Origin of the sequence: Frondihabitans sp. PAMC 28766, from assembly GCF_001577365.1 — a bacterium.
Classification (GTDB): domain Bacteria; phylum Actinomycetota; class Actinomycetes; order Actinomycetales; family Microbacteriaceae; genus Frondihabitans.
Genome location: NZ_CP014513.1, coordinates 1,930,333 through 1,946,258, shown reverse-complemented (window position 1 = coordinate 1,946,258; position 15,926 = coordinate 1,930,333). Strand labels below are relative to the sequence as shown.

The 15,926-nt window shown below is 70.1% G+C and carries 13 protein-coding genes, 1 tRNA gene and 2 pseudogenes; 4 read left to right on the top strand and 12 right to left on the bottom strand.

The genetic code is table 11. The annotated features are described in order from the left end of the window. The first annotated feature begins 90 nt into the window (after window positions 1-90). Window positions 91-360 carry a sigma factor-like helix-turn-helix DNA-binding protein gene (locus tag AX769_RS09455; protein ID WP_066278526.1) on the top strand — a complete coding sequence of 90 codons (270 nt, stop codon included), beginning with the start codon at window positions 91-93 and terminating at the stop codon, window positions 358-360. A gap of 14 nt (window positions 361-374) precedes the next feature. Here the strand turns inward: AX769_RS09455 and AX769_RS09450 are convergent, their stop codons facing one another. From AX769_RS09450 to mnmA, 8 genes and pseudogenes are all read right to left on the bottom strand, one after another. Next, entirely contained in the window at window positions 375-1,241 is an 867-nt protein-coding gene (locus AX769_RS09450) for a DUF3097 domain-containing protein (protein WP_066283435.1), read from the bottom strand. Then, entirely contained in the window at window positions 1,234-1,725 is a 492-nt protein-coding gene (locus AX769_RS09445; protein ID WP_066278523.1) for a hypothetical protein, read from the bottom strand. The genes AX769_RS09450 and AX769_RS09445 overlap by 8 nt, the downstream gene beginning before the upstream one ends. 79 nt (window positions 1,726-1,804) lie before the next feature. Next, window positions 1,805-3,312 (bottom strand): annotated as a pseudogene (gene gatB, locus AX769_RS09440) (Asp-tRNA(Asn)/Glu-tRNA(Gln) amidotransferase subunit GatB). Then, the gene (gatA, locus tag AX769_RS09435) at window positions 3,312-4,871 is read right to left on the bottom strand and encodes an Asp-tRNA(Asn)/Glu-tRNA(Gln) amidotransferase subunit GatA (protein ID WP_239451991.1); all 1,560 of its coding nucleotides are present in this window, start codon (window positions 4,869-4,871) and stop codon (window positions 3,312-3,314) included. Before gatA ends, gatB begins: the two are co-directional and overlap by 1 nt. A gap of 61 nt (window positions 4,872-4,932) precedes the next feature. Beyond that, complete coding sequence (gene gatC, locus AX769_RS09430; protein ID WP_066278520.1) at window positions 4,933-5,232, bottom strand: Asp-tRNA(Asn)/Glu-tRNA(Gln) amidotransferase subunit GatC; 300 nt, start codon at window positions 5,230-5,232, stop codon at window positions 4,933-4,935. Between the two features lie 104 nt (window positions 5,233-5,336). Then, on the bottom strand, window positions 5,337-6,794 hold the full coding sequence (locus AX769_RS09425; protein WP_157887543.1) for an alpha/beta hydrolase: 1,458 nt from the start codon (window positions 6,792-6,794) through the stop codon (window positions 5,337-5,339). 222 nt (window positions 6,795-7,016) lie between these two features. Next, window positions 7,017-9,316, bottom strand: a pseudogene (gene ligA, locus AX769_RS09420) (NAD-dependent DNA ligase LigA). 9 nt (window positions 9,317-9,325) lie between these two features. Further along, the gene (gene mnmA, locus AX769_RS09415) at window positions 9,326-10,468 is read right to left on the bottom strand and encodes a tRNA 2-thiouridine(34) synthase MnmA (RefSeq protein ID WP_157887542.1); all 1,143 of its coding nucleotides are present in this window, start codon (window positions 10,466-10,468) and stop codon (window positions 9,326-9,328) included. Window positions 10,469-10,514: 46 nt separating this feature from the next. Between mnmA and AX769_RS09410 the strand changes: the two genes are divergently transcribed. Then, window positions 10,515-10,596: transfer RNA gene (locus AX769_RS09410), tRNA-Leu, on the top strand. A 317-nt stretch (window positions 10,597-10,913) separates the two neighbouring features. Continuing rightward, entirely contained in the window at window positions 10,914-11,717 is an 804-nt protein-coding gene (locus tag AX769_RS09405) for a DedA family protein (protein ID WP_082763649.1), read from the top strand. Between the two features lie 235 nt (window positions 11,718-11,952). On the opposite strand, the gene AX769_RS09400 is transcribed toward AX769_RS09405, so the two are convergent. Genes AX769_RS09400 through murI form a run of 3 tightly spaced genes read right to left on the bottom strand, consistent with a single transcriptional unit; the run spans window position 11,953 to window position 14,203 of the window. After that, window positions 11,953-12,576: a non-canonical purine NTP pyrophosphatase gene (locus tag AX769_RS09400; RefSeq protein WP_066278515.1), complete on the bottom strand. Its 624-nt coding sequence runs from the start codon at window positions 12,574-12,576 to the stop codon at window positions 11,953-11,955. Then, complete coding sequence (rph, locus tag AX769_RS09395; protein WP_066283428.1) at window positions 12,576-13,304, bottom strand: ribonuclease PH; 729 nt, start codon at window positions 13,302-13,304, stop codon at window positions 12,576-12,578. The genes AX769_RS09400 and rph overlap by 1 nt, the downstream gene beginning before the upstream one ends. A 23-nt stretch (window positions 13,305-13,327) precedes the next feature. After that, a complete protein-coding gene (gene murI / locus AX769_RS09390) occupies window positions 13,328-14,203 on the bottom strand; it encodes a glutamate racemase (protein WP_066283426.1) in 876 nt (291 codons plus the stop codon). Between the two features lie 96 nt (window positions 14,204-14,299). Here murI and AX769_RS09385 point away from each other — a divergent pair, with 96 nt between their 5' ends. Continuing rightward, window positions 14,300-15,550, top strand: coding sequence for a nicotinate phosphoribosyltransferase (locus AX769_RS09385; protein ID WP_066283425.1), 1,251 nt, complete (start codon window positions 14,300-14,302; stop codon window positions 15,548-15,550). A 19-nt stretch (window positions 15,551-15,569) separates the two neighbouring features. Here the strand turns inward: AX769_RS09385 and AX769_RS09380 are convergent, their stop codons facing one another. Continuing rightward, complete coding sequence (locus tag AX769_RS09380) at window positions 15,570-15,857, bottom strand: DUF3039 domain-containing protein (protein ID WP_066278513.1); 288 nt, start codon at window positions 15,855-15,857, stop codon at window positions 15,570-15,572. Between the last annotated feature and the right edge of the window lie 69 nt (window positions 15,858-15,926).

Below are 15,926 nucleotides of genomic sequence, written 5' to 3'. Positions count from 1 at the left end.
GGCGCCCGGCCGCGTGTGGCCCGAACGTGAATGGAACCTTTTCGCCGCAGCGGACACTACGAGGCAAGAGGGAATTCGCAGGGGGGAAGCATGATGGCAGCGGAAGCGGCTGTGCTGGATCGCGCCGGGGTGGGGCGCACCGGGGTGATCGCAGCGTTCGCGCGACTGGGGGTGCAGGATCGTGACGTGGTCGGCCTGTGCCTGGTGTCGGGCTTCACGCCCGCCCAGGCCGCGGTCGGGCTGGGTCTGACACCGGAGGCCGTCGAGTCGCGTCTCGCAGCGGCACTGCGGCGCCTTCGGTCGACTGCGCCGGGCATCCCGCCCGAGGCGCTGCTCGCCGCGCTCCGCAGCCTCGCCTGAACCCCGGCGGAGGCTCAGGCCCCGGGCACCGTCACGAAGTCGATGAGCTCCTCCACCCGGCCGAGGAAGGCGGGCTCGAGGTCGGCGAAGGTGCGCACCTGGCCCAGGATCCGCTGCCAGGCCCGGGCGATGTCGGCCTGCTCGTCGTGCGGCCAGCCGAGGTGCGCGCAGATGCCCTTCTTCCACTCGATGCTGCGTGGGATCGACGGCCACGAGGCCAGGCCGACGCGAGCGGGCTTCACGGCCTGCCAGACGTCGACGTAGGGGTGCCCCACCACGAGGACGTGACGCGACAGGGGGGATGCGGCGATCGCGTCGGCGATCCTGCTCTCTTTCGAGCCCGTCACGAGGTGGTCGACGAGCACGCCGACCTTGCGCGCGGGCCCGGGCTTGAAGACCTTCAGCACCTCGGCGAGGTTGTCGACGCCCTCGATGTACTCGACGGCGACACCCTCGACGCGGAGGTCGTCGCCCCAGACCTTTTCGACGAGGTCGGCGTCGTGGCGGCCCTCGACGAAGATGCGGCTGGGGAGGGCGACGCGAGCCGTGGCGTCCTGCACCGCGAACGAGCCGGAGGCCGAGCGGAGGCGGCCGGTCGGCGCAGCCTTCGGGTAGCGCAGCCGCACGGGCTCGCCGTCGATCGTGAACGAGCCGTTCAGCGGGAAGGCCCGCACCCGGTCTTTCCAGTCGACGACCTCGATCGACGTGGCCTCGACGCGCACGATGGCGCCGGTGAAACCCGAGCGGACGTCTTCAACGACGAGGTCGCGGACGGCGTCGACGACGCGCGGGGGATTCCGGCCCGCGTCCTTCCAGCCCTTGGCGAGGACGTCATCACCGTATCGATCCGGCCCGAGGCCGTGGCCACCCGAGCTAGGCACGCCCGTGCCCTCCAGGCGCCCGCTGTTGAGTCGCACTGCGCGCCGGCACGCTGAACCCGTCGGCGAAGACCCAGACCGCGTAGACGAGCAGCAGCACGATGAAGCCGATCGAGACGGCCTGCGGCAGCCAGGGCTCTTCGAGAGCCCGATTGTGCTGCGACACGATCGCCACGACCATCTCGATCGCGATGAAGAAGTAGACGAAGCAGAACGCCCGCCCGAGGTAGACGGCGTAGCGGCGGCGCATCTCGCGACGATGATCGGTCGTCTTCCAGTAGGCGGCGTGCGGCACGAGCACGTGGCGTGTGGGCACGATGGCCATCAGAACGGCCGCGATCAGATAGACCACGAGCACGAGCGCGGCCGCGACCAGAACGCCGACCTCGAAGTCGCTGCGCGACGCGGCCAGGGCCTTCTGCCCGGGGCCCTGCCAGACGACGATCGTGTGCAGCGGCAGGGTCTTCGAGGCGAGGAGCAGCGCCACCAGAAAGGCGACGATGCCGATCAGGAGGGGTCGGAGGGGGGTCAGCCAGAAGGCCGCCCCGGTGCGCTGGGGAGCCAGGTCAGGCCTGCGCTCTCTCGAGGACGAGCTCGCGCACGCGAGCGGCGTCGGCCTGGCCCCTCATGGCCTTCATCACCGCGCCGATGACTGCGCCGGCGGCCTGGACCTTGCCGTCGCGGATCTTCTCGAGCACGTCGGGCTGCGAGGCCAGAGCCTCGTCGATGGCGGCGACGAGCGCCCCGTCGTCGGAGACGACCTTGAGGCCGCGGGACTCGACCACCGAGGCGGGCGAGCCCTCCCCGCGATGACTCCCTCGAGCACCTGGCGGGCCAGGCGATCGGTGAGGGAGCCTTCGTCGACGAGAGCGATGAGCTCGGCCACGTGCTGCGGCGACACCAGCGACGACGCTTCGACGTCGGGGCCGGCGGCGTTCGCCAGACGAGCGATCTCGCCCGTCCACCACTTGCGGGCCGACTGGGGCGCCGCACCCGCCGCGACGGTGTCGACGATCTCCCGCAGGAGGCCGGCGTTCTTGACGTCCTGGAACTCGAGGTCGGCGAAGCCCCACTCCGTCTTCAGGCGGCGGCGCATCACGGCCGGCGACTCGGGCAGGGCGGCACGCAGCTCGTCGATCAGCTCGAGCGACGGCTCGACCGGCACGAGATCGGGCTCGGGGAAGTAGCGGTAGTCGTCGGCGTCGCTCTTGGGGCGGCCGGCCGAGGTGCGCCCGGTGTCTTCGTGCCAGTGCCGGGTCTCCTGCGTGATCGAGCCGCCGGCGGCCAGGATCGCGGCTTGCCGCTGGATCTCGTAGCGGATGGCGCGCTCGACGGCGCGGAACGAGTTGACGTTCTTGGTCTCGGTGCGCGTGCCGAGCTTCTCCTGGCCGCGCGGGCGCAGCGAGATGTTCGCGTCGCAGCGGAGGTTGCCGCGCTCCATGCGCGCCTCCGAGATGCCGAGGCCGCGCGCGATGTCTCGGATGGTCTCGACGTAGGCCGCACCGAGCTCGGGCGCGAGGGCCTCGGCGCCGATGATCGGGTGCGTGACGATCTCGACCAGCGGGACACCTGCGCGGTTGTAGTCGACGAGCGAGTACTCGGCGCCCTGGATCCGACCGGTGGCGCCGCCGACGTGGGTCAGCTTGCCGGCGTCCTCCTCCATGTGCGCGCGCTCGACGGGCACGGTGAAGATGCTGCCGTCGGGCATCTCGACCTCGACCGAGCCCTCGAAGGCGATCGGCTGGTCGGACTGGCTGATCTGGTAGTTCTTCGCCAGGTCGGGGTAGAAGTAGTTCTTGCGGGCGAACCGCGACGACGGCGCGATCGAGCAGCCGAGCGCGAGACCGAGGCTGATCGCGTACTTCACGGCCTGGCCGTTGACGACCGGCAGCGACCCGGGCAGGCCGAGGTCGACGGGCGTGATGTTGGTGTTGGGCTCGCCGCCGAAGGCGTTGGGGGCGTCGGAGAACATCTTGGTCTTCGTCGACAGCTCGACGTGCACCTCGAAGCCGACGACTGGCTCGAACAGCTCGAGCGCCTTGTCGTAGTCCATGAGTTCGGGGCGGGCGGCCATCAGACCACTCCTTCTGTCGCGGCGGACTGTTCGGTGAAGCTGAGGCTCGGCGCCTGCGAGATCAGGGTGCGACCCCAGGATGCCTCGAACAGCTGCTCGAGCGCGGCACCGTACGTGTAGAGGCGAGCGTCTGCGCGGGCCGGCGCCATTAGCTGAAGGCCCGTGGGCAGGTCGTCCTCCTCGGCGAGACCCATGGGCAGCGTGAGGCCCGGGATGCCGGCCAGGTTCGCCGGGATCGTCGTGAGGTCGTTGAGGTACATGGCCAGCGGGTCGTCGATCTTCTCGCCGATCGGGAAGGCCGTGGTGGGCGCCGACGGCGAGATCAGGATGTCGACCTCGTCGAACAGGCGGGTGAAGTCGCGCTGCACGAGGGTGCGCACCTTCTGTGCGCTGCCGTAGTAGGCGTCGTAGTAGCCGGCGCTCAGCGCGTAGGTGCCGAGGATGATGCGGCGCTTGACTTCGGGGCCGAAGCCGGCCTCGCGCGTGGCGCTCATCACGTCTTCGACCGTGCCGCCGCCCTCGGGGTTGACCCGGAGGCCGAAGCGCACGGAGTCGAACTTCGCGAGGTTGGAGGAGGCCTCGGCGGGGAGGATGAGGTAGTAGGCGCTGATGGCGTACTCGAAGCTGGGGGCGGAGACCTCGACGATCTCGGCTCCTGCCGCCGCCAGTGTGGCCACGGCTTCGGCGAAGCGGGTCGTGACCCCGGCCTGGAAGCCCTCGCCGTTCAGCTCTTTGACGACGCCGACCTTGACGCCCCTGAGGGAGTCGGGGGCGAGACCTGCGCGGGCGGCGTCGGCGAACGACGGCCACTCGTCGGGCAGCGAGGTGGAGTCTCGTCGGTCGTGGCCCTTGATGACGTCGTGCAGAAGGGCGGAGTCGAGCACCGTGCGGCTGACGGGGCCGACCTGGTCGAGCGAGGAGGCGAGCGCGATCGCGCCGTATCGGCTGACCGAGCCGTAGGTGGGCTTCACTCCGACCGTGCCCGTGACGGCGCCCGGCTGGCGGATCGAGCCGCCGGTGTCGCTGCCGAGGGCCAGCGGCGCCTCGAAGGCCGCGACGGCCGCGGCCGAACCGCCGCCCGAGCCGCCGGGGATGCGGTCGAGGTTCCACGGGTTGTGGGTCGGGCCGTAGGCCGAGAACTCGGTCGACGAGCCCATCGCGAACTCGTCCATGTTGGTCTTGCCGAGCGGCACGAGGTCGGCCGCGCGAAGCTTCGCGACGACGGTGGCGTCGTACGGCGGCACCCAGCCCTCGAGGATCTTCGAGCCGGAGGTCGACGGCATGTCGATCGTGCAGAGCACGTCTTTGATGGCGATCGGCACGCCGGCCAGCTCGCCGAGCTGCTCGCCGGACGCGCGGCGCTCGTCGATGGCCGCAGCCGTCGCCAGAGCGTTCTCGCTGACGTGGAGGAACGCGTGCACGTCGCCGTCGACCGCGGCGATGCGGTCGAGGTGCGCCTTCGTGACCTCGACGCTCGAGACCTCGCGGCTCGCGAGCTTGGAGGCGAGGTCGGCAGCGGTCAGGCGGATGAGGCCGTCGGTCGGCACCGTGTCTGTCACTGCTCTTCTCCCAGGATGGCGCTCGGACGGATCTGGCAGTCGTGCGTTGACTCTGCGGCGCTCACTGCTCTTCTCCCAGGATGGCGCTCACCTTGAAGCGGCTGCCGTCGTGTTCGGGGGCGCCCTCGAGCGCCTGCTCCTGCGTCAGCGTCTCGCCGACGACGTCGTCGCGGAACACGTTCGAGAGCGGGATCGGGTGGCTGGTCGCGGGCACGTCTTGCCCTGCGACCTCCTGCACCTTGGCGATGCTGTCGACGATGAGGCCGAGCTCGCTCGTCATCCTGTCGACCTCGTCGGGGGTGAGGGCGATTCGGGCGAGACCGGCGAGGTGCTCGACCTGCTCGCGCGTGATTTCAGACATGCGGCTCCGTCACAGTTGCTGTCGGGGGTACCCGGAGAGTCTATTAGGGCCAGCCTGTGTCTCAGCGGGCCGCCGCACCCGGCCCCGCGGGCAGCAGCAGCAGGTCAGGCCGTCTGCAGCTCTCGCGAGACGTCCTGGGGCCGCACGAAGGCCAGTGACGGGCTCGTCGCCTGCTCGGGCGCATTCGGGTCGGGCACGCGGCCGCCGGCGAGGGCGCCGTGGCCGATGCCGATCAGGGCCAGGTTGTGCACCGACTCGGTGCCCGGCCAGAAGTACGAGTTGTGCACGAACGTCGGCGAGAGCGCCTGCTCGGTGAAGGGATCGGTGCCGCCCGCCACGTCGAGGAGGGTCGCGCCGAACGCCGTCGAGCCCGGGTCGACGCCGAAGAAGCCGCTGCCGGCCACCGGATCGAGCGCCGCCGCCGCCGCGTAGACGCCGCCCTTGGCCACTGCGAGGTCGGAGGCCCGTGGCACGACGCTGCCGGGCGAGCCGAGCACCGTCAGCGAGTCGACGTGGATCGTGTGGTTCGACAGGGCGATGGTCGCCGTGGTCGAGCCGTACGAGTGCGCGATGATGTTGACCCGCGGGGCGTCGCCGCGGCGGTCGGCGTCGAGGCCCTCGACGGCGTCTTCGAGGTGCACTGCGCCGGCGCGGGCGAGGTTCAGGGTCATGAAGTTGGTGAGGCCCGGTGTGCGGTAGCCCATCCACGCGACGGTCGCCGACGTGGTCGGGGCCGTCGTCGAGGTCGCGAGCGCGTTGGAGTAGAAATCCTGCTCGCTGTGGAGGTCGGCTGCGCGATCCGTCCAGAAGGTGATCTGGTTCGAGACCGTGTAGAGCATGCCCGGCACCATCAGGGTGACGTTGTCGGCGGTGTCGAGGTCGCCGACCGAGACCGCGGCGCGGCCGGGGAAGACGGTGTCGAGAGAGATCAGCTGCCGCCGTGCGTCGTCGTTCTCGCGCCCGCGCTGGAGGGCGAGGGAGATCTGCTGCAGCATCGTGAGGCGCCGGGCGTCGCCGCCGAACAAGGCCAGACCCACCTTGGCGAGAGTCTGCACGTGAGTGATCTCGTCGATCGCGCGATGCAGCGTGAGGCGGTTCGCGGTGTCGCGGGTCGTGTACGGGACCCCCTCGAGGTTGCCGACGACACCGGGCATCGCGTGCACGAGGGCGTTCTGACGTTCGGGGCCGAGTGTCGACCACCAGTCGGACACCTGGACGGGCGTGCCCTCCTCCGACACGACGGTCGCGAAGTCGACGTCTTGGGCGGTGTCGTCGTGGAGCGAGGCGCCGAAGCGGTCGAGCTGCGACGTCGACGCCTCGGCGAGCTGCACGAGGCAGTCGTCGGCGTGGATCGACGCGGCGGCCGACGCGCCGGGGTAGCGGCCGTGCGCGGCACCGCAGGCGACGAGTGTCGAGGAGTGCACCGGGGCACCCTCCACGGGTGCCTGGAGGGTGATGTCGGAGGTGACCGGCGTCGCCGAGGCGCCGCCTGCCGCAGGCGCGCTCTCAGGCGTCACGTCGGCGTTCACGGCGACGATCGCGCTGTGGGTGTGCCCTGTCATCGTCGGCTCGTGCGCGGGCGCGGCGACGGTCCCGGCGGCACCCAGTAGGTGGACCGAGGAGTACAGGATGGCTGCGGCGAAGAACAGCAATCGGGTCTATCCCCTTTGCAGCGCACCCGGGTCCCGTACCCCTACAGACAGGATCGATGCGCTAGCACAGAGTTTACGGATGCCGCAGTCGTTGTGACCACCCCAGCGGCGAATCCATCACGAACTGTCCCCCTAAATGGGGTCCGGCGAATCCCCCGCTTTGGGGGCGTCCAACCCCGCTGGTCCTTCGTGCACGAGGATCGCGAATTCGGCCGCGTCGATGATTCGTACCCCGAGCGTCTCGGCCTTGGTGAGCTTGGAACCGGCCCCCGGGCCCGCCGCCACGAAGTCGGTCTTCTTGCTGACACTGTTGCCGGCCTTGCCACCGGCCTGCAGGATCGCCTCCTGCGCCCTTTCTCGGCTGAACCCGTCGAGCGACCCGGTGGCCACGACGGTCAGCCCCGACAGGACACCGCCCGCGGCGACGGCAGCGCCGGGGCCCGGGTGATCGGGGTGGTGAACTGTACCCCGGCAGCCGTCCAGCGATCGATGATCTCGAGGTGCCAATCGACCTCGAACCACGCCATGAGGGCGTCGGCGATGATGCCCCCCACCCCGTCGACGGCCGCGAGCTCGTCGCGGGTGGCCACCCGCATGGCGTCGAGCGAGCCGAAGTAGTCGGCCAGGGCGCGCGCGGCGACCGGCCCGACGTGACGGATGCTGAGGCCGACGAGGATGCGCCAGAGCGGGCTCGTCTTGGCCTTCTCGAGGTTGGCGAGCATCTCGATGGCGGTCTTCGACGGGACGGCCACCGCGTCTCCGTCGAATTCGGCGGCCGTCGGGTCGTACTCGCCGTCTTTCTTGGCCCGTCGGCGCCGGAAGGGCGTGACGAGTTTCGGCTTGTCGTCGTCTTCGAGCTTGACCATGCCGGTCTCGGAGTCGCGCACGACGACCCGGACGGGGAAGATGTCACGCATCGTCAGGTCGAACAGGCCGGCCTCGGTGCGGAGCGGCGGGATCTTCGGCTCTTCCGGCTGAGTGAGCGCGGCAGCAGCGACTTCGCCGAGGCCCTCGACGTCGAGCGACCCGCGCGACGCGATGTGCTCGACGCGGCCGCGCACCTGCGCCGGGCAGCTCTCGGCGTTGGGGCAGCGCAGGTCGATGTCGCCCTCTTTGGCGGGTGCGAGTGGCGTGCCGCACTCGGGACAGTTCTCGGGCATCACGAACTCGCGCTCGGTGCCGTCGCGCAGCTCGACCACCGGCCCGAGCACCTCGGGGATCACGTCGCCGGCTTTTCGCAGCACGACGGTATCGCCGATCAGCACTCCCTTGGCCTTCACGACCTGCTGGTTGTGCAGCGTCGCCTGTCGCACCTCGGAGCCTGCAACCTCGACCTTCTCCATCACCGCGAACGGAGTCGCACGACCGGTGCGGCCGACGCTGACGACGATGTCGAGTAGCTTCGTGTTGACCTCTTCGGGCGGGTATTTGAAGGCCGTCGCCCAGCGCGGCGCCCGCGACGTCGAGCCGAGCTCTTCGTGCAGGCCGAGGTCGTCGACCTTGATCACGATGCCGTCGATCTGGTGCTCGACGCTCGAGCGCTGCTCGCCGTACTTCGTGATGAAGCCGTCGACCTCTTCGATCGTGTCGAACACGCGGAAGTGCGTCGAGATCGGCAGCCCCCAGGAGCCCAGGAGGCCGTAGATCTCGGATTGGCTGGTCACATCCGCGGCCGCTTCCAACTCGCGCACCGGCCAGGCGCCGATGCCGTGCACCAGCATCCGCAGGCTGCGCAACCGGCGCTCCATCAGCGCGAGCTTTTCAGGGCTCTTGCCCTCGCGCTTCTGCCGGAGGGAGCCCGCCGCCGCGTTGCGGGGATTCGCGAAGAGACGTTCGCCCGCGTCGCGCTGCGCGGCGTTCAACGCGTCGAACTCGGCGACGGGGAAGAAGATCTCGCCGCGCACCTCGACCAGCGGCGGGTGGCCCCTTCCCGAGAGCGTGGCGGGGATGGTGCCCATCGCCAGCACGTTGCCGGTGACGTCTTCGCCGACGACGCCGTCGCCGCGCGTAGCGGCCGTCACGAGCACACCGTTTTCGTAGCGCAGGTTGATGGCCAGGCCGTCGATCTTCAACTCGGACAGGAAGCGGACGCGCTCGGCCCCGGCGTCGCGCTCGACCTTCGACGCCCACTCGGCGAGCTCGTCGAAGCTGAAGACGTTGTCGAGGCTGAGCATGCGCTCGGCGTGCTCGACGGGGGCGAACTGCGTCGTCTCGGCGCGGCCACCGACCGTCTGCGTCGGGCTGTCGGGCTTCTGCAGCTCGGGGTGCTCGGCCTCGAGCGCCTCCAGGCGGTGCATGAGCGCGTCGTAGTCGGCGTCGCTGATGGTCGACGCGTTGCCCTCGTAGTACTGATCGCGCAACTCGAGGATGCGTGTCGTCAGCGACTGCGCCTCATCCCTCGCAGCTTCAAGGTCGGTGAGCTGCGAGGCCATGGGGTTCTCCTAAAGCGCAGGGACGGGGATGGGAAGTGCCGAGGTCGTCGTGTCGATCGTGCACTGCCCGAGCACTCGCGTGCCCACGTAGACGACCGCCGTCTGACCGGGAGCCACTCCGTTGAGCGGCTCGTGTGGGGTGATGACCAGCTGTTGGACTGACACACCCTTCTTACCGTCGACCACCGTCACTCGGGCCACTGCCGGCACCGGGTCGGAGTGCGCGCGGATCTGGACGTCGCAGTCGAACGGCACCGTGGCATCCTGCGGAGCCTTGCCTGCCCACGAGAACTTGCTGCCTGCGATCTCGGCGATGTCGAGCGCCTCTTTCGGGCCGACCACGACGGTGTTGTCTTTCGGGCGCACCTCGAGCACGAAGCGCGGCTTGCCGTCGTCTGACGGGAAGCCGATGTTGAGGCCCTTGCGCTGTCCGACGGTGAACGCGTGGGCGCCCTCATGGCTGCCGATCACCGCGCCGGTGCGGTCGACGATCTCGCCCTGCTCTGCGCCGACCCGGTCGGCGAGCCAGCCGCGGGTGTCGCCGTCGGGGATGAAGCAGATGTCGTGGCTGTCGGGCTTCTGCGCGACGGTGAAGCCGCGAGCGGCCGCCTCGGCGCGCACCTCGGCCTTCGATGGGGTCGCCCCCAACGGGAACATCGAGTGGTCGATCTGCTCCTTCGTCAGGACGCCGAGGACGTACGACTGGTCTTTCGCCCAGGCACTCGCTCGGTGGAGCTCTTTGTTGCCGTCGACATCGGTCACGATCGAGGCGTAATGGCCGGTGGCGACCGCGTCGAACCCGAGGGCCACGGCCTTCTCGAGCAGGGCGGCGAACTTGATCTTCTCGTTGCAGCGCATGCACGGGTTGGGGGTGCGGCCGGCGGTGTACTCGGCGACGAAGTCGTCGACGACGTCGAGCTTGAAGCGCTCCGAGAAGTCCCACACGTAATACGGGATGCCGATCATGTTGGCCGCGCGCTGGGCGTCCATCGAGTCTTCGATGGTGCAGCACCCGCGGCTGCCCGTGCGGAGCGTGCCGGGCATCCGGCTCAACGCCAGGTGCACCCCGACCACGTCGTGACCCGCATCGACCGCGCGCGCGGCCGCCACGGCGGAGTCGACGCCGCCGCTCATCGCTGCCAGAACCTTCATCCGTCCAGTGTAAGCGCGGGCCCCTCTCGGCTAAACTGAGCCGGCCGCGGGAGTGGTGGAATTGGCAGACACGCAGGATTTAGGTTCCTGTGCTTTCGAGCGTGAGGGTTCAAGTCCCTTCTCCCGCACTGTCTCCGCCCACCGTGCTCCCGCGCCGTGTCGACCTTGGGCGGTCAGTCGTCCGTCATCACCATCGAACCGTCGAGCAGCCACGTGATCGTATGAGCCTTGCCGTCGTCCGTCCAGGTCAGGGCAGCGGGCATCGCGACCCCCTCGTCGACCAGAGTCCTACGTCCCGCGGAGGTCATCCTCTGGGTGCATCCGCGTGGTCCCCTGGTCCCGTCCTCGGTTGCAACCCTCTCCGTTCCTATGCGGCGTCGGTTAAGCTGGTGAGGATCACAGGCTCTCGAACGACAGCTGCACCGCGAACGACGAAAGACACATCATGCTTCCGCAGCTCCTCGCATCGCATCTGGCATCGCTCACCACGGGTCTGCCGGCGTCGACGCTCTCGTTCCTGAGCCCCGAGCACCTCATCCACGCCTTCGGGCCGTGGGCCGTGCTGGGCGTCTGCGCCATCATCTTCGCCGAGACCGGCCTGCTGGTCGGATTCATCTTCCCCGGCGACACGCTGCTCGTGATCCTCGGCGTCCTGTCGGCGACCGGCAGGGACAACCTCGGCGTGCCGATCTGGGTGATCGCCCTGGCAATCGCGCTGGCTGCCTTCCTCGGCGGCGAGCTCGGCTACCTGATCGGGCACAAGATCGGCCCGCGCGTCTTCGAGCGAAAAGAGAGCGGCCTCTTCTCGTCCGAGAACGTGCAGCGCGCCAACGCGTTCTTCGACCGTTTCGGCCCGTTCGCGGTGATCCTCGCCCGGTTCGTGCCGGTCGTGCGCACGTTCACGCCGATCCTCGCCGGCGTCTCGCACATGCGCTACCGGCGCTACTCGCTCTTCAACGCGATCGGCGCCCTCGCGTGGGGCTTCGGCATCACCATGCTGGGCTTCGGATTCGGGCACATCCCGCCGGTGGCACACTTCGTCGAGAAGTACATCGACTTCGTGCTGCTGGCCGCCGTCGTCGTCTCGATCGTGCCGATCGGCCTGTCGGTGTGGCGCACGAGCCGCAAGGCGAAGGCTGCCGCCGCCGATTCGTCGGACGCTTCCGACGCGCCCTCGCGCGCCGCCGACGAGCCGCCGCAGCACGGCGAGCCGCAGCCCGAGCCTGCACCCGTCCGCCCCGCCGAGTAGCCCCGGCCGGACGGCCGCACCACACGCCGGGCCGTCGCACCCGCCCTAGGCGCGGCGCGAAGGCCGCACGCGGGTGTCGCCCGCACTCGCCGCGGGGACTGCACCCACGCAGGTCACCACACCTCCTGCCGGCGACCGCACCTCCCACGGGGCAGCCGCAGCGCCCACCACGCAGCCGCACCCGCCCTAGGCGCGGCGCGAAGGCCGCACGCGGGTGCCGGCCAGCGACGCGCCGCTACGCGAGCGCGGCGATGCGCGGCGCGAGCGCCGTGAACGCCTGCGCGCGGTGGCTCGCAGCGTCCTTCTCGGCCTGCGTCAACTCGGCGGCCGAGCGGGTCTCGCCCTCGGGGCGGAAGATCGGGTCGTAACCGAAGCCGCCGGATCCTGTCGCCTCGGTCAAGACCGAGCCGGGCCAGGTGGCCAGCTCGACGTCCTCGTCGCTCGCAGCGGCCGAGTCGGGGCCGTCGGGCCCCACGGCGCCGACGGGCGGCGGCACGACGAGGGCCGCAGCGCAGACGAACTGCGCGGCGCGATCGGTGCGGTCGCCGAGGTTCGTCAGCAGCAGCCGCAGGTTGTCGCCGTCGTCGCGGGTGCCGGCGTAGCGCGCCGAGTGGATGCCGGGCGCCCCGTCGAGCGCGTCGACCGCGATGCCGGAGTCGTCGGCGATCGCCGGCAGGCCGGTGAAGGCGGAGGCCGCTCGCGCCTTGATGAGCGCGTTGGCCTCGAACGTGTCGCCGTCTTCGACCGGCTCGGGGCCGTCGTAGGTGAGCAGCTCGACACCGTCGAGAGCGGGCCCCAGGATGCGACGCAGCTCGTCGACCTTGTGGCTGTTGTGGGTGGCGAGCACGACCTGCACCATCAGAGACCCAGGGCCTTCCGCTGGTAGCGGGCCAGGTCGACCGTGCCGCCGATCGCCAGGTCGAGCAGCGAGTCGAGCTCGTCGCGGTCGAAGGGGGCTCCCTCGGCGGTGCCCTGCACCTCGACGAATTTGCCTCCGCCTGTGACGACGACGTTCATGTCGGTCTCGGCGCGCACGTCTTCGACGTAGGCGAGGTCGAGCATCGGCTCGCCGTCGATGATGCCGACCGAGATCGCCGAGACGCTGTCGCTGAGCGGGGTGGCCTTCTGGCCGATGAACTTCTTGTCGCGGCCCCACTCGATGGCCTGCGCCAACGCGACGTAGGCGCCGGTGATCGCGGCGGTGCGGGTGCCGCCGTCCGCCTGCAGCACGTCGCAGTCGAGCACGATCGTGTTCTCGCCCAGCGCCTTCGTGTCGACGACGGCACGGAGGCTCCGGCCGATCAGGCGAGAGATCTCGTGGGTGCGGCCGCCGATCTTGCCCTTGACGCTCTCGCGGTCGTTGCGCGAGTTGGTGGCGCGGGGCAGCATCGCGTACTCGGCGGTGACCCAGCCCTTGCCCTTGCCCGCGAGCCAGCGCGGCACGCCGTTCGTGAACGACGCGGTGCAGAGCACCTTCGTCGCGCCGAAGCTGATGAGGGCGCTGCCTTCGGCCTGGGCGCTCCAGCCGGTCTCGATGGTGATCTCGCGGAGCTGGTCGGCCTGGCGGCCGTCGGCGCGGGTTGTCATTCGGATTGTCTCCTTGGTCGGGGTCACTGGCGGGCGCGGGCGAACCCGGCCGGAAGATCGATGGTGCCGGTCTCGAGATGGCTCACGGTCGAGACCTCGGGGCCGAGGAATCGCTTGGCCAGGCGGATGAACCCCTGCTGGTCGGGGCCGGTGGCCTGGAAGTCGTAGTGAGGCGCCTCGGCATCCTGCCGCCGCTCGATCCCGTGCGCGACGAGCGTCGAGTAGACGTCGTGGGCTGTCTCTTCAGCGCTCGAGACGAGTCGGACGTCGGGGCCCACGACGTACTGGATCGCCGCACTCATCAGCGGGTAGTGCGTGCAGCCGAGCACGAGGGTGTCGATGCGGGCGTCTCGGAGTGGCGCGAGGTACTCCTCGGCGACGGCTCGCAGCTCAGGGCTCGAGGTGTCGCCGCGCTCGACGAACTCGACGAAGCGCGGGCAGGCCTGGGTGAAGAGCTCGAGGTCGGGGGCGGCGGCGAAGGCGTCCTCGTAGGCGCGCGAGTTGACGGTGCCCGCCGTACCGATCACGCCGACGCGCTTCGATCGCGTGGCCTTCATCGCGGCGCGGACGGCCGGCTGGATCACCTCGACGACCGGGATGCCGTGCGGCCCGGTGTACCGCTCGCGCGCGTCACGGAGGACGGCGGCGGAGGCGGTGTTGCAGGCGATCACGAGCAGCTTGACGCCCTGGGCGACGAGATCGTCCATCACGGCGAGCGCGTACTCGCGAACTTCGGCGATCGGCTTCGGGCCGTAGGGCATGTGGTCGGTGTCGCCGACGTAGAGGATCGACTCGCGGGGCAGCTGGTCGATGATGGCCCGAGACACCGTGAGCCCGCCGACGCCCGAGTCGAAGACGCCGATGGGGGCGTCGTCCGAAGCCGCGCTGCGCTCGTCGATCACGCGGCCAACCCTACCGGGAGCACCCCGCAGGTCGCTCAGGCCTAGGCTGGCGGGGTGACCAGTGCGCTGCTGACCGACCGGTACGAACTCACCATGCTCGAGGCCGGGCTCCGAGACGGGACAGCCCTCCGCGAGAGCGTCTTCGAGGTGTTCACGCGGCGTCTCCCGCCCGGGCGCCGCTACGGCGTCGTCGCCGGCACCGGCCGCTTCCTCGACGAGCTGCAACGCTTCCGCTTCGGTGATCCCGAGCTGCAGTGGCTCGCCGACGAGAAGGTGGTCGACCAACCGACCATCGACTGGCTCGCCGACTACCGGTTCTCGGGCAGCATCTGGGGCTACCGCGAAGGCGAGGCGTACTTTCCGAACTCGCCGATCCTGATCCTGGAGTCGACCTTCGCCGAGGCCGTGCTGCTCGAGACCCTCGCGCTCAGCGTCTTCAACTACGACTCGGCCGTCGCCAGCGCCGCCGCGCGCATGGTGTCGGCGGCCAGCGGTCGGCCCCTTGCCGAGATGGGCTCGCGTCGCACGGGCGAATGGAGCGCCGTCGCCGCCGCCCGCGCCGCATTCATCGCCGGATTCGGTGCCACGAGCAACCTCGAGGCCGGGCGCCGCTACGGCATCCCCACGATGGGCACCGCTGCCCACGCGTTCACGCTGCTCTACGACACCGAAGAGGAGGCGTTCCGCGCTCAGGTCGACTCGCTCGGGGCCGGCACGACCCTCCTGGTCGACACCTACGACATCGAGGAGGCGGTCGAGACCGCCGTCGCCATCGCCGGCCCGGAGCTCGGCTCGGTGCGCATCGACTCGGGCGACCTGCCCCAGCTCGTCGCCGCCGTCCGCAGTCAGCTCGACTCGTTGGGTGCGTCGAACACCACGATCACGGTGACCAACGACCTCGACGAATTCACGATCGCGGCTCTCCGCGCAGCCCCGGTCGACAGCTACGGCGTGGGCACGAGTGTCGTGACCGGCTCCGGCCATCCCGCGGCGTCCATGGTCTTCAAGCTCGTGGCGCACCAGGATGCGACGGGGCGGTGGGTCTCGGTCGGCAAGAAATCCGCCGAGAAGGCCACGGTCGGCGGCCGCAAGTTCGCCGTGCGCTCACGTCGCGCGGGTGTCGCCGCGGAGGAGATCGTCCGCGTCGGCGACACGACGGTCAAGCCCTCCGAGCGCACGCTGCTCGTGCCGCTCGTGACCGACGGCGTCGTCGACGAGCGTTACACGGGGCCGGAGGGTGTTGCGCTCGCGCGCGAGCACCGCGAAGCGGCGCTCGGAGAATTGCCTGCGGCGGCCTTCAGCCTGGGCCGCGGCGAAGCCATCATCCCGACGCGCTACGAGTGAACGGGACGGGTGCTGAAGGCTACTCGTCGCCCGGCTTCATCTTCTCGTAGATCGCCTTGCACTCGGGGCAGACCGGAAACTTCTCCGGGTCGCGACCCGGGGTCCACTTCTTGCCGCACAGCGCCTTGACGGGTTTGCCCGTGAGAGCCGACTCCATGATCTTGTTCTTCGGCACGTAGTGCGAGAACCGCTCGTGGTCGCCCGGCTCGATGGCCTCCTCTTCGAGGAGCTTCTCGAGCTCGCGGTCGAGCACGTCCGTGCCGCCGCCCATGCCGCCGCTGTCGATGTCGCTGCCGCTGTCACTCATGCCGACAATGCTACGCCGCGCTCCGTCGTGGACCCAGCCCCCGCTGCCCTAGTGCGCTCACGGCGGACG